This window comes from Oribacterium sinus (genome assembly GCF_963537195.1).
GTDB lineage: Bacteria > Bacillota > Clostridia > Lachnospirales > Lachnospiraceae > Oribacterium > Oribacterium sinus_A.
This window is the reverse complement of the sequence record NZ_CAUTEG010000019.1, coordinates 1-20,750: the sequence shown is the minus strand read 5'-3', so window position 1 is coordinate 20,750 and position 20,750 is coordinate 1. Positions and strand designations below refer to the sequence as shown.

Annotated in this window: 18 protein-coding genes; 1 reads left to right on the top strand and 17 read right to left on the bottom strand. The window is 45.3% G+C overall.

Annotated elements, in window-relative coordinates:
- Positions 1 to 105: 105 nt before the first annotated feature.
- The 10 genes from argH to RYL27_RS03830 all read right to left on the bottom strand — a co-directional run bounded on the left by argH (position 106) and on the right by RYL27_RS03830 (position 14,176).
- Complete coding sequence (gene argH, locus RYL27_RS03875) at positions 106 to 1,443, bottom strand: argininosuccinate lyase (protein ID WP_314965378.1); 1,338 nt, start codon at positions 1,441 to 1,443, stop codon at positions 106 to 108.
- A 3-nt stretch (positions 1,444 to 1,446) separates the two neighbouring features.
- Positions 1,447 to 4,116 carry a YfhO family protein gene (locus tag RYL27_RS03870; protein WP_314965376.1) on the bottom strand — a complete coding sequence of 890 codons (2,670 nt, stop codon included), beginning with the start codon at positions 4,114 to 4,116 and terminating at the stop codon, positions 1,447 to 1,449.
- Between the two features lie 12 nt (positions 4,117 to 4,128).
- Positions 4,129 to 4,530, bottom strand: a complete 402-nt coding sequence (locus tag RYL27_RS03865; protein WP_304071016.1) for a GtrA family protein — start codon at positions 4,528 to 4,530, stop codon at positions 4,129 to 4,131.
- Positions 4,531 to 4,834: 304 nt separating this feature from the next.
- Positions 4,835 to 5,344, bottom strand: a complete 510-nt coding sequence (locus RYL27_RS03860; RefSeq protein WP_304071018.1) for a CarD family transcriptional regulator — start codon at positions 5,342 to 5,344, stop codon at positions 4,835 to 4,837.
- A gap of 165 nt (positions 5,345 to 5,509) precedes the next feature.
- The gene (gene rlmH, locus RYL27_RS03855) at positions 5,510 to 5,989 is read right to left on the bottom strand and encodes a 23S rRNA (pseudouridine(1915)-N(3))-methyltransferase RlmH (RefSeq protein ID WP_314965372.1); all 480 of its coding nucleotides are present in this window, start codon (positions 5,987 to 5,989) and stop codon (positions 5,510 to 5,512) included.
- 117 nt (positions 5,990 to 6,106) lie between these two features.
- Complete coding sequence (locus RYL27_RS03850) at positions 6,107 to 6,727, bottom strand: cell wall-binding protein (RefSeq protein WP_314833300.1); 621 nt, start codon at positions 6,725 to 6,727, stop codon at positions 6,107 to 6,109.
- A 31-nt stretch (positions 6,728 to 6,758) separates the two neighbouring features.
- Positions 6,759 to 9,461, bottom strand: a complete 2,703-nt coding sequence (locus tag RYL27_RS03845; protein ID WP_314965370.1) for a valine--tRNA ligase — start codon at positions 9,459 to 9,461, stop codon at positions 6,759 to 6,761.
- A 14-nt stretch (positions 9,462 to 9,475) separates the two neighbouring features.
- The gene (locus RYL27_RS03840; protein WP_314965369.1) at positions 9,476 to 10,261 is read right to left on the bottom strand and encodes a hypothetical protein; all 786 of its coding nucleotides are present in this window, start codon (positions 10,259 to 10,261) and stop codon (positions 9,476 to 9,478) included.
- Between the two features lie 3 nt (positions 10,262 to 10,264).
- Positions 10,265 to 11,503: a DUF5716 family protein gene (locus tag RYL27_RS03835; protein ID WP_314965368.1), complete on the bottom strand. Its 1,239-nt coding sequence runs from the start codon at positions 11,501 to 11,503 to the stop codon at positions 10,265 to 10,267.
- A gap of 15 nt (positions 11,504 to 11,518) precedes the next feature.
- Positions 11,519 to 14,176 (bottom strand): DUF5717 family protein, encoded by a 2,658-nt coding sequence (locus tag RYL27_RS03830; RefSeq protein ID WP_314965366.1) that lies wholly within the window; start codon positions 14,174 to 14,176, stop codon positions 11,519 to 11,521.
- Between the two features lie 296 nt (positions 14,177 to 14,472).
- Here RYL27_RS03830 and RYL27_RS03825 point away from each other — a divergent pair, with 296 nt between their 5' ends.
- Positions 14,473 to 14,997 carry a DUF4364 family protein gene (locus RYL27_RS03825; protein WP_314965364.1) on the top strand — a complete coding sequence of 175 codons (525 nt, stop codon included), beginning with the start codon at positions 14,473 to 14,475 and terminating at the stop codon, positions 14,995 to 14,997.
- A 3-nt stretch (positions 14,998 to 15,000) separates the two neighbouring features.
- Here RYL27_RS03825 and RYL27_RS03820 read toward each other — a convergent pair whose 3' ends face one another.
- The 7 genes from RYL27_RS03820 to RYL27_RS03790 form a co-directional block, all read right to left on the bottom strand.
- Positions 15,001 to 16,302 (bottom strand): aminotransferase, encoded by a 1,302-nt coding sequence (locus RYL27_RS03820; RefSeq protein WP_304071044.1) that lies wholly within the window; start codon positions 16,300 to 16,302, stop codon positions 15,001 to 15,003.
- Positions 16,303 to 16,471: 169 nt separating this feature from the next.
- Positions 16,472 to 17,674, bottom strand: a complete 1,203-nt coding sequence (locus RYL27_RS03815; protein WP_314965362.1) for an ATP-binding protein — start codon at positions 17,672 to 17,674, stop codon at positions 16,472 to 16,474.
- A 288-nt stretch (positions 17,675 to 17,962) separates the two neighbouring features.
- Positions 17,963 to 18,652 carry a hypothetical protein gene (locus RYL27_RS03810; RefSeq protein ID WP_314965361.1) on the bottom strand — a complete coding sequence of 230 codons (690 nt, stop codon included), beginning with the start codon at positions 18,650 to 18,652 and terminating at the stop codon, positions 17,963 to 17,965.
- A 12-nt stretch (positions 18,653 to 18,664) separates the two neighbouring features.
- Positions 18,665 to 19,102 carry a dUTP diphosphatase gene (locus RYL27_RS03805; RefSeq protein WP_040649546.1) on the bottom strand — a complete coding sequence of 146 codons (438 nt, stop codon included), beginning with the start codon at positions 19,100 to 19,102 and terminating at the stop codon, positions 18,665 to 18,667.
- Positions 19,087 to 19,371 (bottom strand): hypothetical protein, encoded by a 285-nt coding sequence (locus RYL27_RS03800; protein WP_314965360.1) that lies wholly within the window; start codon positions 19,369 to 19,371, stop codon positions 19,087 to 19,089. The genes RYL27_RS03805 and RYL27_RS03800 overlap by 16 nt, the downstream gene beginning before the upstream one ends.
- A gap of 47 nt (positions 19,372 to 19,418) precedes the next feature.
- Entirely contained in the window at positions 19,419 to 20,531 is a 1,113-nt protein-coding gene (gene scpB / locus RYL27_RS03795) for an SMC-Scp complex subunit ScpB (RefSeq protein WP_314965359.1), read from the bottom strand.
- 27 nt (positions 20,532 to 20,558) lie between these two features.
- Positions 20,559 to 20,750: segregation/condensation protein A (locus RYL27_RS03790; protein ID WP_314965357.1), on the bottom strand; the 192-nt coding region annotated here is incomplete at its 5' end.

Genomic DNA, 20,750 nt, shown 5'->3' with positions numbered 1-20,750 from the left:
TGCAGTTTTTCGCTTAGTATCCCCTACGAGGCGAGGTTAGCGAGAGCGTGTCCTGATTTCAGACCTATACATTAAGGAAAAGTCCTGAAGTTTACATCCTCTATTTTATTTCTCCCAAAGCGCTCCGGGAGCTCCTTTGGTCTTCCTGTTCTTTACGCAGCTTTCCAGAGAAATAGCATCATAGATATCCTCTTCCACTAAATCGGAAAACTTTCTGTACTCTTCCAAGGAAAGCTCTTCCAAATCCTTTCCTTCCTTCTCACAGTACAAAACCAACTCTCCCACAACACCGTGGGCAGTACGGAAGGGCATGCCTTTTTTCACCAGATAATCTGCCACATCCGTAGCATTGCTGAAGCCCTTTTTCGCGCTTTCCCGAAGGCGTTCCAAACGGAATTCCATGCTGTCCAGCATTTTCGCCATGACGCGAAGACAAAATTGCAGGGTGTCCATACTGTCGAAGGCCACCTCCTTATCCTCCTGCATATCCTTGTTATAGGCCAGGGGCAGTCCCTTCATGGTGGTCAGAAGAGAAAAGAGATTGCCGTAAACTCTTCCGGTTTTTCCCCGAATCAACTCCGCCATATCCGGATTCTTCTTCTGGGGCATAATGCTGGAGCCTGTGGAATATTTGTCGGACAAGCGGATGTAGCCATAATCGTTGCTGTTCCAAAGAATGATTTCCTCACACAGTCTGGATAAATGCATACTGATCATGGACAGACTGAATAGATATTCAATCAGATAGTCCCGATCCGAAACGGAATCCATGGAATTTTCCGTAGCAGCGGTAAAGCCAAGCTCCTTTGCCACCATTTCCCGGTCCAGAGGATAGGTGGTGCCGCCGAAAGCTCCGGCGCCCAAGGGAGAGAAATTCATTCTCTTCTCTCCGTCCAAAAGACGACTCCTGTCTCTTAAAAACATTTCCTTATAGGCCCCGAAGTGATGAGCGATGGTAGTTGGTTGAGCCTTTTGCAAATGGGTAAAGCCCGGCATAATATCTCTTCTATGCTTCTCCATGAGTTTTTCAATGACGGCAAGTAATTCCTCCAGATACCCTCTGCATTCTTCACTGTTTCTCCGTACATAAAGACGCATATCCAGTGCTACCTGGTCATTTCGAGAGCGGCCGGTATGCAATTTCTTCCCCAGCTCTCCGATTCTTTGAATTAAAACCGTTTCCACAAAGGAATGAATGTCCTCCGCATCCCCTTCTATCAAAAGCTTCCCGGACTGTAAATCCTTTCGAATCCCTTCCAATCCCTCTTGGATCTTCCGACCTTCCTCTTCCGTGAGAACCCCCACCTTGGAAAGCATTTTCACATGGGCAAGGGAGCCCTCCAAGTCCTCCACGGCCAAACGCTTATCAAAGGGGAGAGAGGCATTGAAGGCCTGCGCCAACTCATCCACGTTTTCCGTAAATCTTCCACCCCACAATTTCATCCGCTACTCCTTTACATCCATTTTTTCCACTTCCAGTCCCCGTTTTCTTCCTCTGGGAAGTCTACCGGTATAAACCTTTATCGGGTAGGGACTGTGTCCCCTTTTCCGGCTTCTTCCGTTGGGAATATTGTCATGGGGAATCTTCACCCGCAGGTTCTCTGCCCCGGAACGCTGCTCCAAGCTTTTTGGTGCCGGCCCCAGCTTCTTCCGAATCAAGAGAAATGCTGCGAAGAAAAGGATTGCCGTAAAGCTTAGTAAGAGTCCGAATCTCCATCCCTCCGGCGTATATTGTAAACGAATGGTATGCTGTCCTTCCGATACGGGAACGCCTAAAAATCCTGTGAAGACTGCCTCCGGTTCCACCTTATTTCCATCTACCGTGACCTTCCAGCCCGGATCATAGGGAATACTGAAGAAAATCTTCCCTTCTTCCTTGGCCTGCACCGTACCTTCTATCGTTCTTGTATTCATTTTGCCAAGCTTAAATCCTCGTCCGGACAGAGCCTCCACAAAATCGGAAAGTACATCATAATGAAAACGATATACGGTGGCATCCATGCTCTGCCCCTCCGTCTTGGAGCTGAGCTTTACTTCCGCTCCGGCTGAAAGATAGCCTAAATCCAGCAAATATCCTCTATCCACATGGTCATAGCTTTTCTCTCTCTCCGGAAATTGCACCTTGACCTCTTCCACCTTCGTGTTATTCACATAGGCAAAATAGTGACCTTCCTCGCCGGCAGTAAAACGGTAATCTTCTCCTTCTCTTTCACCAAGAATGGTTTCCAGGGCATTTTCCCCTGTTAAAGATTCGGAAATACTGTTTTGTACCAGCGCCGGAGTTCCCGCCTTTTCATTCCACTGCTTCAGCTCCTCTTCGCTTAAAGCAAAGCCTACCGGCAGTGTTTGGGTATTTTCATACAGGCGATAGTCTCCCTCTCCTGTCCAATAAGCCAGCCCCTGTTCCTCCGCATTCTTCAATTCTTCCTTGGTAATCAGATATTTTACCGAAAGAAGACTATTCATCAAGGGTGTGGCCCCGTTAATCGCGTAAGCATTGGTGGAAGCTTCCATTCCCAAGAGAGTATAAACCTCCGACATTTTCCCGTAGGCTGTGGAGGAGAAAATAGAGGCACTGGGATACTGCATAAGAGCTCCGTCATCCTTGGTTTTACGATCCGCCCTATCCACACGGTAAAAATCGGAATCCTCCAGCTTGACTTCCGAAAGCAGGGTAGCCGTTTCCTTTTGCCCCTCCAGATAATTCGCCCGATTGGTTGTGGGTACGGAGGTCACCGCCATATTTGCCGTAGCTTCTATAAAGCAAAGAGCCAGCAAGGTATAGAAAAAGCTTCTTGGGGTAAATGCTTTTTTCTCCAGCACAAAGAGAAGATAATACAAAAAGCTGAAGAGCATGCCCAGATAGAACACAGACCAGTGAAAGCCCTCCACCGTAATCAGCTTCTGGCACAAAAGCGCAAAGACAAAGCAGAGGAAGAAGGAAAGGCTGTAGTCTTTTTTCGTATTCCCTTTACGCTTCACCATAAGCTCCGCCCCCTGGGTAAGGAGGAGGAAAATGTACAAGAAGCTCTGTCTTGCAGGCAGGCTGTTGGGATAATGAAAGCCATGCCAGATAAAATTCAAAACATTGATGGAAAAGCTTAAAAAGAAGAAAATGCTCAGGATAGCGTAAAAGCATTTTCGAGAAAGGGAAATGCTTTGATTTCGATAATACAAAGGCAACAAAAAGAGCAACAAGGTTCCGGCATAAATATTAGGCCAATGTTTTAAGCCCTGTTCCGTTTCCACGAAGGCAAACTGTCTGGCCAGCATGTCGATAATGCCAAAGTATTGGGTAAAGGTCTTCGGAAAGGAAATGCTGGAAGAAGCGGTAAAACGCAGGGCAAAATAAGCCGGGAGCAGAAAAACCGCCGCCATTGCCCCGGCCAACAAGGAATAAAGGCCGAAGCGAAAAAGAATGAGAAAAATCCCCTGTCTTCTTTCCCGGAGGATAAAGAAAAACTGGAACAGGAAATATACCACCAAAAAAAGGCAGATCATAATGCTGATGTAATAATTGGAAAGAATGGAAAGAGCCAAGCTTACCGTATACAGTCCAACCTCTCCCCTTTCCATCATTCGCTCCAAGCCCAGGAGAATCAAAGGGAAAAGCAGTACACAATCCAGCCACATTACATTCCAGGAATAGGCCGCGATATAGCCGGACAGGGCATAAAGCAGGGCGAAGATTATAAAGTAGGGACTGTTTTTCTGAAAATGATAGCGAAAATACAGGGATGCCGTAGCGCCCGCCAGCGCAATTTTCAGAAGCACCAAATAACTTACATACTCAATCACCAAGCCCTTAGGAAAAAGCAAAATAAACCAATTCAAAGGGCTGGCCAGATAGTAGGCAATCAGAGCAATAAAATTGCTGCCAAGACCTATATGAAAGCTATAGAGTAAAGATTCCCCGGATTGCAGCTTTCTTTGAAATTCCTGAAAAAAGGGAGCGTACTGGTGATATAAGTCCGTACGCAAAAAGCTTTCTTTTCCAAAAGGAAATATGCCCTTTGCCACAAAAATTCCCAGCATGGCCAGAAGGGGGAGCAGGAAGGAAATGATTTCCTGCTTTCCTAAACGGATTTTCTCGAAAGCGTTTCTCTCTTTATTCATAGCATCTTCTCCTTACTTAAAAATCAAAAATTTGCTGGCAAAGTAATTTCCCACCAGATTAATGACCGAACTTCCCAGCCATCCCAGCCCATGGGAAAAATGCAAAATATCCACAAAAAATACCAGCAGGAAAAAACTGGCTATGCCGGAAAACACCCTCAGGGAAAAGAAAGAAATAAATTCCTGAATTCCCTTCTTTTCCGTTTTTTGAAAGACAAAAAACTTATTTCCGTAGTAGGCAAAGACCACCGCCAAGAAGAAGGCAACCCCATAGGAGATTTTATAGGAAAAGAAGGGAGAAATTGATTGCTTTTGCAAAAGAAGATCCAGAACATGATAAATCACGTAATTCACTAAAGTGGTGAGAACTCCCATTACAAGATATCGTATACTTTCTAATAATTGCTTATTCATTATATTTTTTAACACCTTAAATTCTATTCTTAGTTTTTGAACATGCCTAGTATACGAAAAGAGGGAGGGGAAAGCAAGAAGGGATAGGGAAGTCCGGGAAAATAATACTGTAGGCAAGAAGAGAAAATAATACGCTATAAAAAACAGCTTTGGTACAGGGGCTAAGATTGTCCCTGCGCCAAAGCTGTTTTTATATAAGTATCTTTTGTATCGCTGTTTTGGTAAAGCTGCGTATCCCTTACTTTCTTACAGCCTCTAGCTTTCTACCATCTTTTCTTACCGACTTCTCCATCTACTCTATGCTCTAGCCGGCCTTCTTGGGAGAATGGGCATGGATTCTTTCTTCCACCTCCACTCTAGGGATGCTGAGGGAAATGGAGAGTTCCTCGTAAAGAATATCCTCTGCCTGCTCCATAAAGTGTAAGTCCAAAAGAGTGAGTTTTTTCCCCTGTCTTGCCCGTTCCACTCTTCTTTCCATTAAGGTCTTAATCACCTGTAACAACGCATCCGGCGCACAGCTCTTGATACTGTCTCTGCAATTCTCTTCCCGCTGTTTCGGCGTTTTACATTGTAAAGCATGAATGTTCTCCACACTAAGCATAAAGCTTTCCGCCTGCTCTCTGGTCATTACCGATCGCATGTTGGTCTTGCCTGCCTCTACCGGAGCATATACGGCACCATCCGGTTTCTTTACTGCCTGCAAGATATAATATTCTTTGTCTTTTGGAATTCCTTCTAAATTCAGGTGTGTCGTTCCGATAATCTTATGGACACCCTTACAGCCATAAACCACATACGTGCCTGACTGGTACATTTTCTCCTCCTATTCTATTGAGATATTTACGATTTCCTTAAAACTGCTTTTGATTGTAACATTCTCCCAATAGGATTACCAGCATTTTGCACGATTTATAAAATTTTTGTCTGACTTAAATAAAAAGAATTTATAAGCAATGGCTTTTTTATGCGTTTTTCTTTTTTACTTATGATAAGGTTCCCCTGCATTTATACGGAAGGCTCTGTATATTTGCTCCAAAAGAATCACTCGCATAAGCTGGTGAGGAAAGGTCATGGCAGAGAAGCTTAAAGAATAGTTGGCCCTGGAAAGAACGGAGGGGGCCAGTCCCAGAGAGCCTCCTATCACAAAACAGAATTCACTTTCTCCGTGGAGAGCCTGCTTTTCCAAAAATTTGGCAAAGGCTACGGAGTCCAGCTCCTTTCCCAGGATGGCAAGGGCAATCACAAAGGCACGATCCGGAATTTTACCAAGTATTCTTTCTCCCTCCTTCTCCAAAACCTGCAAAACCTCCGTTTCACTGGCTTCTTCCTTGGTCTTTTCATCTGCCACTTCAATAATTTCCCATTTACAATAGGAAGAAAGGCGCTTTCCGTATTCAGAAAGTGCCTCTCGATAAAACTTCTCTTTGATTTTCCCAACAGCAATAATTTTGATAGTCATAAAATCTCTACTCTGTATTCACTCTGTATTTACGCTGTATTTACTCTGTGTTTACGCTGTATTCTTCTCTATCTATGCTCTTTCGAATTTTAGCGATTACAGGACATTCTATACTCTTTAGACTCTGCCTCTTGGATACTTCGTCACATCAAAGGAAATCAGCTTCTTATCCGCATAGCCCAGAGCATCAAAGTAATAGTTTTTCCCCTCAATCAGATAGGAAATGTTGGTTTCTCCCTCAGCCTGTACCATGCCTCTGGGGCGTCCCTGCTCATCCTTTTCAAAGTAGAAAGTGTGGAACTTTCCATTTTCATCCGGAATGCTTGCCCATCCTGTTAGAACTACGCCTGCAGTATCGCTGTTTTGCTCTTTATTGTCGTACTGGGCGAAAAACCAGTGGCTGTCCTCGTTAAACCAGCCTTCAGCCATCTTTCCTTCGGCATTAAAGTAATAAAAACGGTCTCCAATCTGTACCCAACGATCCTTGGCATACTTCCAGGACTTACTCTTTACGTCCAGATACAAAAGCTTCCAGGCGCTGTCTTCCTTTTCCCAGATATAGGCTGTGGTGCTTCCCTTCTTCACGCCGGTAAGCTCTTCCTTGGTGGCTGCCCTTTCCTCGGCATGTCCTTGAAAACTCTGAAAAGAAAAGAGGAAGAAGAAGGAGAAAAGCAGGAGCAAGGTGCCCCATACTCTTCTCTTCTTTTCCTCTACCGTTGTTCTCTCTGCTTTACACATAAAACCTCCCGTCTACTCGGGAAGTTAAAGCTTAGGAAAGAGCCTTCTTTCTTTCCAGAACCTGCTCAAGCATCTGTCTATACTTCATAGCCTTTTCTTCTTCCTCCTGCACCTTTTCCTTCGGTGCCTTGGACAGGAAGCGCTCATTCTTTAACATTCCCTCTGCACGTTGAATTTCTTTCTTCAGCCTCTCCTCTTCCTTCTCCAAACGCTCTCTTTCCTGATCCAAATCCACCAGATCAGAGAAGGGAAGGAAAATGTTGGCCTTCGGTATCAAGACAGAAACAGCATTTTCAGGAATACCTGTTCTGTCTTGCTGTATTATAACATCCTGTGCATAAGCAAGGGTAGCAAAGAATACCTTACTATGTGTAAACGTTTTTCTTAACCCCTCGTCCTCGCTTACGATGTAAACCGTAGCCTTTTTGGATGGGGGAACATTCATTTCCGTACGAATATTTCGGATGGCGCGAACCGCTTCCTTGATGGTCTCTCCCTCTTTTTCCGCCTCGGAAAAGTCCAGTTCTTCCGCAAAAACAGGCCAATCCGACAGCATCAGCATCTTCTCTTCGCCCGGGAATAAAGACTTCTCCGTATCGTAAATCTCTTCCGTAATGAAGGGGCAGAAGGGGTGCAACAAACTTAAGGAAGTTTTCAAAACCTTTAAGAGAGTCCAAAGAGCAAGAGTCTTACTCTCTCCACCCTCACTGTACAATCTGGGCTTCACCATCTCGATATACCAGTCACAGAACTCTTCCCAGATAAAGTTTTGAATCTTATCCAGGGCGATTCCCAGGTCAAAGGACTCTAAGTTTCTGGTCACCTCCGAAACGGTGTGGTTACACTTGGAAAGAATCCACTGATCTGCCAGAGCCAGGTTCTTGGGAATGACGGAAAGCACCTCTTCAAGACTTGCTTCCTTCTTTCCTACCAAAGAGAGAAGAGCTTCTTTCTCCTCTTCCTTTACATTCATAAAGAGGAAACGGGAAGCATTCCAAACCTTATTCATAAAGTTTCTGCTGGCTTCCACACGGCTATGATAGAAACGCATATCATTTCCGGGAGCATTTCCGGTAAGAAGCGTCATTCTCAAGGCATCTGCCCCGTAGGTACCGATGATTTCCAAAGGATCGATTCCGTTTCCCAAGGACTTACTCATCTTTCTTCCCTGATCGTCTCGCACCAGACCGTGGATCAGTACCTTCTTAAAAGGTGTCTTTCCGGTCTGCTCAATTCCGGAGAATACCATTCTAACTACCCAGAAGAAAATGATGTCATAGCCGGTAACCAGCACATCCGTAGGATAGAAATATTTGTAATCTTCCGTCTCCTCCGGCCAGCCCAGAGTCTCAAAGGGCCAAAGGGCACTGGAGAACCAGGTATCCAGGGTATCCTCATCCTGACGAAGGGCGGTGCTCTTACACTTTGGACAGCATTCCGGCTTTTCCAAAGATACGATTAGCTCCCCGCAGTCCTCACAATAGTAAGCGGGAATACGGTGTCCCCACCAAAGCTGACGGGAAATACACCAGTCCTTGATATTTTCCAGCCAATGCAGATAGGTCTTTCCGTAATTTTCCGGAACAAATTCCAAATCTCCCTTGTTCAGTGCTTCGATAGCAGGCTTTGCCAGCTCTTCCATCTTCACAAACCACTGGGGCTTCACCATAGGCTCAACGGTGGTTCCGCAACGATCATGCACCCCTACGTTGTGGCTGTGGGGCACTACCTTCTTTAAGAGTCCCTGCTTTTCTAAATCCTCCACCATCTTCTTTCTGGCTTCATAACGATCCATGCCGTTATAGGGGGAGCCTTCACAGAGAATCTTGGCATCATCCGTTAAGATGTTTAAAACCTCTAAGCCGTGTCTTTCTCCTACAAGGAAGTCGTTGGGATCATGGGCAGGAGTAATCTTTACACAACCGGTTCCGAATTCCTTATCCACATAGGCATCCGCAATCACCGGAATCACTCTGTCCGTTAAAGGAAGATGCAGCTGTTTTCCTACGATGTCCTTATATCTTTCATCCTCAGGATTTACAGCCACCGCCATATCCCCTAAGAGAGTTTCCGGTCTGGTGGTAGCAATCTCCACAAAGCGACCTTCCTCTCCCACTACAGGGTAAAGGATGTGCCAGAAGGAGCCTTCCTGCTCCTCATGTAAAACCTCCGCATCGGAAATGGAGGTATTACAAACAGGACACCAGTTAATCATTCTGGAACCGCGGTAAATTAAACCCTTCTTATACAGGCGAACAAAGGTTTCCAGCACCGCATGGGAGCAGCCCTCGTCCATGGTAAAACGAAGACGATCCCAGTCTGCGGAGGAGCCCATCTTATGGAGCTGGTTTACAATACGATCCTCGTATTCTTCCTTCCACTTCCAGGCCTCCTTTAAGAAGCCTTCTCTTCCCAGCTCCCACTTATCAATGCCCATATCCTTCAGCTTATTGATAACCTTTACCTCGGTGGCAATGGCTGCATGATCCGTTCCCGGCTGCCACAAGGCCTCAAAGCCCTGCATTCTTTTAAAACGAATCAGGGTATCTTGTAAAGCATTGTCCAGGGCGTGTCCCATGTGCAGCTGCCCGGTAACATTGGGAGGCGGCATCATAATGGTAAAGGGCTTCTTCTTCGGATTTACCTTTGCGGCGAAGGCATTTCCCTTCAGCCACTTTTCGTAGATACGGTCCTCTACCTCTTCCGGATTATATTGTTTTGCAAGTTCTTTCATTTTCCCCTCCTGTACTAGGCTCTACCACGTATTTCTTCTTTCCAGGCTTCCAGCTTTTTCTCCGCTTCTTGGAAAAATGCCTCTTCTCCCTCGTTATAGGCATTCTTCAGCTCTAAAATTCCTTCCGCCTGATCCGCTTCTTCCAAAGCCTCTTCCCACTCTGCCTGCCATTCCTTGACCAGGTCTTCCTCTACCCCCTGCCAAAGCTCCTTATACCGATCCTTCGGAAAGGTAATCTGAGACAGGAAATACAGTCTTCGTAAAGCGGCCTTATCCTGATTTTTTTTATACAATTTCGCAAAAGCATCCCCTGCTCTTTGAAACTGCTTTAGATAAAGGTAGGACTCCGCAATCTTACGAAGCCTTCTGCCATTTTCCTCCAAATGATATGCGTCCTGATAGGCATCCAAGGCCTTTCTATATTTCTTCAAGGAAAAGAAGCTGTCTCCCATCCTTTCCTTCCGTTCCGGCTCGGACAAAGCCTGAATCCTTCTAAGCTCTAAGGAAAAATCCTCCAGCTCTCTCTCCGTAAAATAGGAGCACTCCCGAAGCAGACGGAAAAGCAAACGCTCCTCCCGCTCCCCCATGTCCTTTAATTGCTTCAGCTTTTCGGAAAGCATGGGGCGATTTAAGCCGGTACTGACCCATTCCAATAGACGATGATCCACAAAATGCTCCGGAATCAGGAGGGGATACTTCCCCACCGCATAGCAAAGCTCCTCCAAGGAATGGATGGAAATATCCAATCGCTCATAATAATAGGGAAATGTAGCTTCTTTTTGACATAAAATCACTGCCATGCTTTACTCCTTTCCCAAACTGATTCGCTCTTCAATCACCATTCCGGAGGCAGGGTGCAAGTCTCCCAAGCCCTTGTCCTCCACCCGAATCAAAATGGTGGAAGCATCTACAAATCGACTCTTTAAAGAGAGCTTCGTGCAACGCTCCTCTCTCTTCGGAAAGCCATCCAGCAGCATCCGAAGCTGCCTTCCCTTGCTTCCCACGAAGGGCTGCACCGTAAAATCAATATAATCCTGTCGGTCCGGTAGGAGCAAAAGCTCCTCTTCCTTTTCCAGCCAGGCATCTCCCGCCTTTGCCAGATAATAGGGGAATTCCCTTTCCTTCTGACTCACCCGGAGGGAAACATCATAAGCCACCCTGGTTTCACAAAGAAGAAGATACTCCTCCTCTTCTCCACTTCCCAAAAGCTTGGCATATTCCAAAGCCCCGATGGCAAAGAGGAAGGATTCCACACAAACTCTTCTTCCCTTTAAAAGCTTCTTCATAAAGCCCGGAGCAAATTCTGTACTTTCAAAGCCCTTTCCGGACAAAAAGAAGGCACTATAGACCTTCCCTCTGGTAATTTTATCGCTAAGCCCGGAAAGAATCTGGTCTGCCATCCGCTTTCCCTGGGGCTTTTCCATAATGTCGAAGGAAATGGCCTCCGGCTGGGCTTCCCCGGCGGAAATAGCATACTTCTTCGCCCCCTTGGACACCTGCATTTCATAGTAGTGAAGCACCTGGTTGGAAAATTCAAACATGCCCACCAATCGGTTATAGAGGGTTTTATCCTGCCGTAAAAGGTAGTGGGCAAAGGCCTCGGTGTGGCTGATGCACTGCACCGAATACTCCTCTCCGAAAAGCTTTTCCAGAAGCTCCTTTAATCTTTTAAAGAGCTCCGGCTCTCCCTCCCGAAGGGTAAGGACTAAAGTATCCTTTCCCTCTTCCTCCGGAAGCTCCTTTTCCTCTATCCGCTTCTCTCCTTCTTTCAGCAGGGAACGAAGGAAGATGGACAGAAGCTCCTCCGCCTCATAGCACTGCCCTTCAATGGTGGCACTGCCCTTTTTCTTAAACAGGGACAGAAGCTTGTCCACCAATACTACTCCTCCGGTGAGATTCTTCTTGTATGCTTCCTCACCGATGGAAAACTGCGTCCCTCGCTTCTCTCTACAAAGAAGAGTAGGAAAGCGATATGTATATTCTTCCTGATATAGGGAAATGTCGGTATAATCATCCCCTAAACTAATGCCAATGCTTTTCACAAATACCTCTTTCTCTTACTCCTCCAGTAATTTCGATAAAGCAATTTCCTTCTTGCCGTACTCTTCCATCATTTCCAGTAAAGGCTCTGCCTGCTTCTCCGTCATCAGCTCACACATCCGACAAAGCTTGGTATAGGCATCCTCTCCCGCATAGGATTTCTCGGATGATTCCTTCTTCAGGGTGGACTGATACAATAGCGTGTCCTCTTTTCCTACAGTAAAGCGATATTCCATGCTTTCTCCCGGGAAAAGCAGGAAGGAAGCGGTGTAAATGCCGTGATAGCACTCCTGTAATTCCTCTCTGTGGAACTCCTCTTCTCCCTGATTTCTTATAGACAGGAAAGGCTTTTCCTCTTCTCTTCCGTGATATTCCAGGACGGATTTTTCTAATATTTCATTGGGCAGGGAAACAAATTTTCCCAGTTCCTTGGTATAGCTGAAAATCAAAGATTTTTCCAAAAGAATCGGCAGGAAGACGTTAAGCTCCTCCAGCTCTTCCTCCTTAAGCTCCTTTCTCCTGGAGAAAGAAAGACTCAATGCCAAAAGATAAAGCACCGGCACTCTTTCCTTATGGCTTTCTCCCCGAACCTCTTCAAAAATCTGCTGCATAATCCATTCTTTTTCCGGCTTCTGTCCCAGGAAGACAGAGGCGGAATAGGCTGTAAAAAAGGCACGAAGAAGCAAAGGATCCGCTCCCCCGTAACGGGTATAGAGGGCAAAAATCTCTTCGCTTTCCTTTCGTTTTTCCGCAAAAAGGCTCTGGGCCAAAAGTCGCTCTCCCATGTTTAAGAAGGAGGAAGAAGGAATCTTCGCCTTCTGCTGCTTCCTTTGGTCTGCTGCCCGCATCATTTGCAGCATCTCTTCCGTAGTACCGTTATACTCCTCCAAAAGGAAATGAAGAATACTGTCCTTTTCCAGCTTGGAAAGAAAGGCCTTTTCCGAAAGATACAAAAGCATCTCCCTTTCCTCTTCTCCATAGACCTTCTCTCCCCGGGCCTGGGAAAGAGCTCCCTCTAAAAATGCTTCCAATGCCCGCTTATCCAGGGAAAGGTAGGGATAAGCAATGAGATATTCCAATGCCTTGTCATAGTCCCCCCGATAAATCAGGGCACTGAGCACATCCTCCTTCTCTTCCTTCTTTAAAGCCCCAAAGGGAAGGGCATGGAAAAATTCCAGATTCTCCTTCGGGAACTCTACCCCCTCCGCCTTCTTATGGTAGGAAAGAATCAGATGCAAAATCTTCATCCGAAAATACAGGGTAAAATCCTCATAGGAAAAGGCCTTTTCCATCAGTTCCAGGTCCTTACTGTCGGAAATTCCCTTTTCCACCAGGCTAAGAGTCTTCCGAATCAGGAAAATGCCCTTGTCCTCCGAAAGGCTTTGGCACTTCTTCTCCAACTCCGCCTCTTCCATCAGTCTGGTCTTTCTGTGGGGTACCCGGCTGTAGCGGTTTCCCAAGGCATCCTGGAAAAGAAGAATCATGTTGGGAAGGGGCATGGGCACCGTACAAAATCCCCCCTTCACCGGGAAGGAACATTCCCTGCGCAAAGCAGGGTGAGTCAGTACCAGACGCTCAATGCTCTGATCCTCCACCTCCACCAGATAACTGTTTAAAATCTTCGGAAGGAACTCCGCCATCCTTTCATCAATCATTTCCGGTAAAATCAGCTTGCTATACAACAAAGCCAGCTCCTCATTGATTTCCCCCCGCAAAAGACAGGAAATGGCATAGTCCTGCATCGGCCTTGCAAAGTGAGAGAAAATCTCGGAACCTTCCTGGAAATTCTTCAAAATATTATAATAAAGAGGAAGCTTGATTCCCTCTTCTAAACGATACTCATAGGAGAAATAAAGATATACCCCCTTGGGTAATTCTTCCGAATATCCCATGGGCATAGCATAAAGGAGGTTCTCATATAATTTTGTAATCTTAACATTCTCCTCTACACCCTTTTTGTAAAGGGCAAAGGCGCTAAGACTCCAGTCTCCTCTGTGGATGCACTCCGTAATCTTTTCTTCCAGGCTTGCATCCTCCGGAAAATGAAGAACTTCTTCCCTTTCCTCCCGTCTTTGGTAGGGAAGCACTTCCCGCCTCATGGCATTCTTCGGGCGATGTGAGAAATAGGTCAAAAACTCTTCTAAAGCAAGGGTTCTGTCTCCGCAGGACTTTAAAAACTCATAGAGTCTAAGGGCGGTAATATCCTGAAAAATCGGGGCTTCCAAAAAATCGCTGTAATCAAAGATTCTGCTGCAAGCCTTTCTGTCCTCCTCCGCCATGTGTTGCAAATGAGAAAAGTCCTTAATCTCATGGATTTGCTTTGCAGAGGGCTGTTTTTCCACCACAAAGGAATAGGGAATCCGCTTCTCTCCCCCATTGTAGACAAAGCAAAGCTCCCCTTTGATTTCTTCTTCATCCCCCAGGTTCTTCGTATCAATGGTAAAGCTTACCTTGGTACGTACACCTCCAAAGGCGGATTTATGCAGGGTTAGATAGGGTCCCTTGGCATAGACCAGGCCACGCATGGCGACTCCGTTTACCGACTGCAAAAAGATTTCAAATGTTCGACTTTCCCGATAAGGAATTACAGCCATAATCTGCTCAACAGAAAAATGCAGGGAAGGGATTCCTTCCTCGATAATTCCTCTGGCTAACTTATTGATTTTTTCTCTCATAGCAAACTCTCCATAGGGCTTTATTTTAGCACAGGAAGCCCTTTCGAGAAAGACAGAATTTTCCATTAACGCTTCCTTCTATTGCAACTAGGCTTACAATTCTGTTAAACTAATTCCATTCTTTGCTTTTTTCTCTTTTAGGCTCAGGCTTTTCTTTCGGAAAAGCAATTTCCTTAGAGCAGTATAGCGTATTTCTTAGAAAAAAGCGCATTTTGCAAAGATTTATATTCTGAACAAGACGGAAACTCCCATCAAAAACAGAAACTCCCATTTTTATGGGATAAAGAAAGGAATTTATGGCTACAGAAGCATTGACCCAATACAAACTGATGATTCTTTATTTACTCCATTCCGTAAAATACCCCCTAAGCAACAGTCGGCTTAGCGGATTTTTTTTAGAAAATGAATATACCACCTATTTCACTTTACAGCAATGCATCAATGATTTGGAGGAGGCTTCCCTTATTTCCGCAGAGCACAGCCAAAGCACCACCCGCTACGAAATCACGGAGGAGGGCAAGCAGACATTAAATTTCTTTTCCCAGGATATTCCGGAGCTGGTGCGGGAGGACATGGACCTCTTTCTTTCCAAAAATAAAAGCCGCCTGCAAAGTGAGGCGGCCCTATATTCCGATTATTCGGAGACAGACACAAAGGAATACCTTGTGCAGCTGGAAATTCGGGAAAATCGCACTCTACTCTGTAGAGTGGAGCTTACGGTTCCCGATGAAGAAAGTGCCAAGGCTCTCTGCTTAAAATGGGAGGCCAAGCACCAAAAGGTCTATACCTACCTTTTACAGGAATTTTTAGGGGAAGAGTAGCCTTTAAGCCTGTCCTTCCTTCTTATCCTTTAAAAGCTTTTCCACACTTACCAGCTTTACACAGAGGGTGAAAAGCTCGGAGGCAATACGCAGATCCTCCAATGGTGGGTAAGTTGGAGCAATACGGATATTGCTGTCATTGGGATCCTTCTTGTAGGGGAAGGCAGAACCTGCGGGAGTCAGCTTTACGCCGGCCTTTTTGCATTTATCCACTACAGCCTTTGCACAGCCGGGAAGGGTTTCAAAGCTGATGAAATATCCGCCCTTCGGCTTAGTCCATTCTCCCACGCCGGTTCCTGCAAGGTTCTTCTCGAAAATATCCTCCACCATCTCAAACTTGGGACGAAGAATATTGGCATGCTTCTGCATGTGCTTCACCATACCGTGAATATCCTGGAAGAAACGAACATGACGAAGCTGGTTTACCTTATCGTGTCCGATGGTCTGGTACTGTACCTGCTTCTTAATATCTTCCAGATTGTTCAAGCTGGTTGCCATGGAAGCAATACCGGAGCCCGGGAAGGAAATCTTGGAGGTGGAGGCGAACTTATACACCAAATCCGGATGTCCCGCTCTCTTACACTCCGCCAAAATCTCAATCAAATAATCCTGCTCATGGTCATAAAGGTGATGCATACCATAGGCATTGTCCCAGTAGATACGGAAGTCTCTGGCTGCAGGCTTCAGGCGGGCAAAACGGCGTACCGTCTCATCGGAATAGCTGTAGCCCTGAGGATTGGAATACTTCGGCACACACCAGATTCCCTTAATCGCCTCATCGGAAGCTACCAGCTCCTCCACAATGTCCATATCCGGACCATGCTCCGTCATAGGTACCGGAATCATCTTAATCCCAAAGTACTCGGTAATGGCAAAGTGACGATCGTAACCGGGAACCGGGCAAAGCCACTTTACCTCATCCAGCTTGCACCAGGGGGTACTTCCCATAACACCGTGGGTCATGGAACGGGAAATGGAGTCATACATAACATTCAAAGAAGAGTTTCCGAAAATGAGGATATGATCCGGATGATTTTCCATCATATCGGAAAGAAGCTCCTTCGCCTCTGCGATACCATCCAATACACCGTAATTTCGAACATCCACACCTTCGCTGGAATACATATCCGCATTGCTGTCCAGAGCATCCATCATATCATTGCTCAAATCCAGCTGCTCTCTACAGGGCTTTCCTCTACTCATATCCAGATTCATATCCATGGTCTGGTAGCGCCTGTACTCATCCTTTAATTCCGCTCTTAAGGCTTCCAACTCCTCTACGGATAATTCCTCATATCTTGCCATATTTGCACCTCTTTCTCCTACTTGCTTTCCCGTTTTTTTCTTCGCCATCTGCTACTCTCCTTTGGGCATAAGTATACGAGAAAAAAGTATACTATCCTTTTCCTGTCCTCGCAAGAAAATTTCCATGTCTACGACTTTGATTTCCATTTGTACAGCTTTAATTTCCATTCTACTGCTTCAAATCCAATAGCCAGTCTCTTGCATTCAGAATCTTTATGCCGTCTATATCCCTTGGAGGATCATCATCCAGTGTAAGGAGCACCTTGGGATAGTCGTCCTGAAGCATTTGCAATGGTCTTAATTCTCTATTCAAGGTAGCTTCTTCTCTTACCGTCAGAGCCACCTGATAATAATGATTGCCATCCTGATTCTGTGCGACAAAATCCACTTCAAAGCTATCTACCTTTCCCACATACACATCATAGGATCTGCGAAGCAGTTCCAAATAAATGATATTTTCCAATATATGTCCTGCATCCATAGCTTGTTTGCCCAGAAGCATATATCGAAGTCCAATATCTACCGCATAGTATTTATCCAAGGTCTTAAGGTACTGTTTCCCTTTGATATCAAAGCGTTTAGCTTGATAAATGACGTAAGATTCCTGCAAAGCCGTAAGATATTTTTCTATCGTTTTAGAATCAATCTTCCTACCGTCGGAAGTCATGGTATCCGCTATTTTCTTGGTGGAGAAGGGATTCCCGATATTGTCAAAAATAAACTTCAAAACACTTTGAAGCATCATGGAATCCGTCACCTGTTTCCGGTTCATGATATCTTTAATTACTATCGTATTGTAGATACTTTCCAAGTAATCCCTGATGATATTGGGCTCTGAATCCAGAGCTAAAGCATAGGGAAAGGAACTGCTTAACAAGTAATCGGTATATTTTCTTGCTCTGTCTTCATATCCCCCTTTTGCCAGACAGTATTCCTTAAAAGACAAAGGAAGCATCTCAATCTGGATATATCTTCCGGAGATCAGGGTAGCAATCTCACTGGAAAGCATATAGGCATTTGAGCCGGTCACATACAAATCTATATCCGGGTTTAACTGTAGACTATCCAATACTTTAGGAAACTTATCTACATTTTGAATTTCATCCAGAAAAATATAGGTCTTCGTATTTTTCTTTAACTTCTCTTTAATATATTTATGAAGACTTCTATAATTATTCAAGTCCTCATACTCCAGGTCCTCAAAGTTAATAAAAATAATTTGGGATTGATCAATCCCTTGCTCTAACAGCCAATCTTGGAACTGGAGGAGTAGCGTTGATTTTCCGCATCTTCTTATTCCGGTCACAATCTTGATAATGTGTTTATCCTTGAGAACCTTTAGCTTATTCAGATATTCTTCTCTTATAATCACCCCGGCACCTCCCTTCTCGTTGAGAATAGCATCCTTTCTATAGAAAGTAAAGTTTTTGGATTCAATTCCAAAAACCATTTATTTCGAGATAGTTTTTGGAATAAATTCCTAAAACTATTTTGGTTCTAATATTTTTTTGAAAAAACTCCAAAAACATTCAAGTTTTGACTACGAATTTTTGACACTAAAAAAGGAGCTATAAAATAATCAAGTTTTACATAGACTCTATGCAAGATAGAAAACTTCTACGATTATTCTCCAGCTCCTTTTGAAATAGTCTTGCTTTTCTTAATTGCTTTCCTTTGTGGTCTCTGTAGTCTCCGTTGTTTCCTGATTTTCCGTAATTCCTGCTTTTTCCTTCAACAGCGGATTCTTCTCCAGCGCTTCCATACGATTTTTCAGAAAGCTTAGCTCCCTTTTCGCATCCTCATCCCCGGGATAACGGGTACTGTATTGCTGAAAGGCTTCATAGGCTTCCTGCCATTTGGCGGTCTTCTCCAGATATACCGCTGCATCGAAAAGATACTCCCGATCCTCTTCCAGTCCCTTTTCCTTGATTTCTGAAAGGAGCTTCTCCGCATCCTCCAGCTTATTGTCATTCAAAGCAGTTCCCAGCTCCTGAATCAGCTTTTTTCCGGCAATTCTCTCTTCCAGCAGGGGCAAATCCTTTTTCGCCAAGGTCTTATAGCTTTGCAGGCTTTCCTCCGCATCGGAAATATTTCCCAATTGAATTTCCGCCTCAATCTTATAAGCGAGAATATCCATTTGCAAAGCGGAGACCTGCCCGTTACTTTTCTCCAAGGCCAGATTAAAGTTTTCCAATGCCGTCTTTCCGTCTCCCCGTTCCAGAGCTTCGATTCCCAGAAGACGATATTCCTTCGCCTTATTCTTACAGGCAAAAAGGCTTAAGGAGAGAAGGAGAAAGAGTAGCAGAAAAGAGCTTAAGCTTTTTCCTTTTTTGTTCTTCCTTTTTTGCATTTTCCCCTCCTATTATGCCTTCCCGGTGGTGCCAAAACCCCCACGGTCTTCGTTATCCAGATGATCCACCTCAATAAAATGCACCTCCGGCTGGTGGGGCATCAAGCGGAACTGTCCGATTCGATCATTGATATGAATTTCCGTATCTCGCATGGCTAAGATAGGCATGTGGATAATGTCATTGTCACCGCAGAAGGATTCATCCACCACTCCCATGGCATTGGTTTGCAAAATCCCGAAGTTCTTATAGGCCGAGCTTCTGGGAACAATCAGCATTTCATAGCCCTTGGGAATTTCCACGGAAATACCCATACTGATTAGGCGGTATTCTCCCTGCTTCATACTGACATTTTCCGCTACCCGTAAATCAATCCAGTCACTTTTTCCGTCAATGTAGCGAAGCTTTTCCAGCTCCTTTACATGATATTTGATTTTTAACTTAGCCTCCACTTGCATTTCTCCTTTCTCCAGGAATTTCTTTGCACTCCCTTTTCTTCTCTATAACAGTTTCTTAACGGCTTTCTACGGCAGGTTCCCCTTGCAGGGAGAAGGTTTGGTTCTTCTTCGAGTTCCGGCTCCTGTATCTCTTCTATTTCCTCTTCGGACTCCGGTTCCACATCAGCCTCCGATTCATCTTCGGCTTCTGATTTCTCGACCGTTTCGTTGTCCTCGTCCTTGTCTTCTTCGAGCTCTACTTCCTTCTCCGCTTCCAATTCCATAAGATAAGCTTCAATAAAGCTTTCTTCCTCTTGCAAAAGGTCCCTGCCTACTGTTCCGGGTCCAATGCCTTCGCGTCCTCCTGCCCTTCTGTACTTTCTTCTGAACTTTCTTCTATAATTTCTTCTGTATTTTCTTCCTCTACTTCTTCCGCCTCATCCGAAGCTTCGTCCGGTTCTTTTTCTTCTTCGCTATCAGAAAAAACTTCCGGCTCCGGATTTTCTTCCTCTACATTGTCTTCCGCTTCCATTTCTTCCGGCTGTTCCTCTTTAGACTCTTCCTGCTTCTCTTCTTTAGATTCTTCCGACTCTTCTTTAGGCTCTTCCGACTTTTCTTCTTGGGCCTCTTCTACTTTCTCTTCCTTAGGCTCTTCCGGCTTCTCCGGCTCTAAGCCAAGGCTGTCCTTTAATTCCTCCGTTACTTCCTCTTCCAAAAGCTTCTCCAAATCCTTGGGAAGGCTGGGAAGAGAGGCAAGAGAATCCACACCGAAACGAGTCAGGAACTCCTCGGTGGTGCCGAAGAGCACCGGACGACCGGGAGCATCCAAACGGCCTACCTCTTCAATCAAACCGAATTCCACCAAACGATTGACCGCATGGTCGGACTTTACGCCACGAATCCGCTCCACCTCCGCCTTTGTTACCGGCTGGCAGTAGGCGATAATGGAAAGGGTTTCCAAATGCACATCGGAAAGCACCGGTTTCCGGCTCTGCTTAACCACCCGAATCAAAGCATCATAGGTTTTGGGATGGCTGACCATCTGATACTTTCCCTCCAGCTTTCGGATTAAAAGACCGCCTTGCCGCTCCTCATATTTTTTCCGTAAACGCTCTGCCGCAAGCTCTGCTCCATCCACACCCATATGCAGGCAAATCGCCATTTCCTCCGGACTTACGGTTCTTCCCAAAGAAAACAAAAGAGCTTCCAGTAAATCTTCCTCTTCCTGCAAGCTTAGAGCATCTTCTCTTTCGATTTCTTCCTGCAAGCTTAGAACCTCGTCCTTATCCCGGGAACCTTCGGCTTTTTCTTCGGCAAAATCCCTTTCCTGCAAGGCTTCGGCATCATCCCCTGTCAAAGCCTTATTCTCTGAGGCTTCGGCATCTTCTTCCGCCAAAGTGCGTTCCAACTCTTCTTTTAAAGAGTATTGTTCGTTTTCCTCCACCTACCTTACTCCCTTCTAAAAGCATTTTTAATCAAAATCTTCCACCAGCGTCAGATCCATTTCTTCCTGCTCCGCCTCTTTGTTTACGGTGATGTCTAAGTCTCCAAAGGCATTTTCCTGCTTTAAGGTTATCTTCCCCATTTTCATCAGCTCCAAACTGGCCAAGAAGCTTACCACGGTCTCCGTCTTTCCCTGCTTTTTCTTTAACATTTGTCGGAA

What these genes read in the sequence shown, in the direction of transcription:
- RYL27_RS03830 (WP_314965366.1), bottom strand. Translation starts at nt 14,176, where the DNA reads ATGAGAGAAAAAATCAATAAGTTAGCCAGAGGAATTATCGAGGAAGGA.
- RYL27_RS03825 (WP_314965364.1), top strand. Translation starts at nt 14,473, where the DNA reads ATGGCTACAGAAGCATTGACCCAATACAAACTGATGATTCTTTATTTA.
- RYL27_RS03860 (WP_304071018.1), bottom strand. Translation starts at nt 5,344, where the DNA reads ATGTACCAGTCAGGCACGTATGTGGTTTATGGCTGTAAGGGTGTCCAT.
- RYL27_RS03820 (WP_304071044.1), bottom strand. Translation starts at nt 16,302, where the DNA reads ATGGCAAGATATGAGGAATTATCCGTAGAGGAGTTGGAAGCCTTAAGA.
- RYL27_RS03845 (WP_314965370.1), bottom strand. Translation starts at nt 9,461, where the DNA reads ATGAAAGAACTTGCAAAACAATATAATCCGGAAGAGGTAGAGGACCGT.
- argH (WP_314965378.1), bottom strand. Translation starts at nt 1,443, where the DNA reads ATGAAATTGTGGGGTGGAAGATTTACGGAAAACGTGGATGAGTTGGCG.
- RYL27_RS03870 (WP_314965376.1), bottom strand. Translation starts at nt 4,116, where the DNA reads ATGAATAAAGAGAGAAACGCTTTCGAGAAAATCCGTTTAGGAAAGCAG.
- RYL27_RS03800 (WP_314965360.1), bottom strand. Translation starts at nt 19,371, where the DNA reads ATGGAATTGGAAGCGGAGAAGGAAGTAGAGCTCGAAGAAGACAAGGAC.
- RYL27_RS03840 (WP_314965369.1), bottom strand. Translation starts at nt 10,261, where the DNA reads ATGGCAGTGATTTTATGTCAAAAAGAAGCTACATTTCCCTATTATTAT.
- RYL27_RS03810 (WP_314965361.1), bottom strand. Translation starts at nt 18,652, where the DNA reads ATGCAAAAAAGGAAGAACAAAAAAGGAAAAAGCTTAAGCTCTTTTCTG.
- rlmH (WP_314965372.1), bottom strand. Translation starts at nt 5,989, where the DNA reads ATGACTATCAAAATTATTGCTGTTGGGAAAATCAAAGAGAAGTTTTAT.
- RYL27_RS03850 (WP_314833300.1), bottom strand. Translation starts at nt 6,727, where the DNA reads ATGTGTAAAGCAGAGAGAACAACGGTAGAGGAAAAGAAGAGAAGAGTA.
- RYL27_RS03865 (WP_304071016.1), bottom strand. Translation starts at nt 4,530, where the DNA reads ATGAATAAGCAATTATTAGAAAGTATACGATATCTTGTAATGGGAGTT.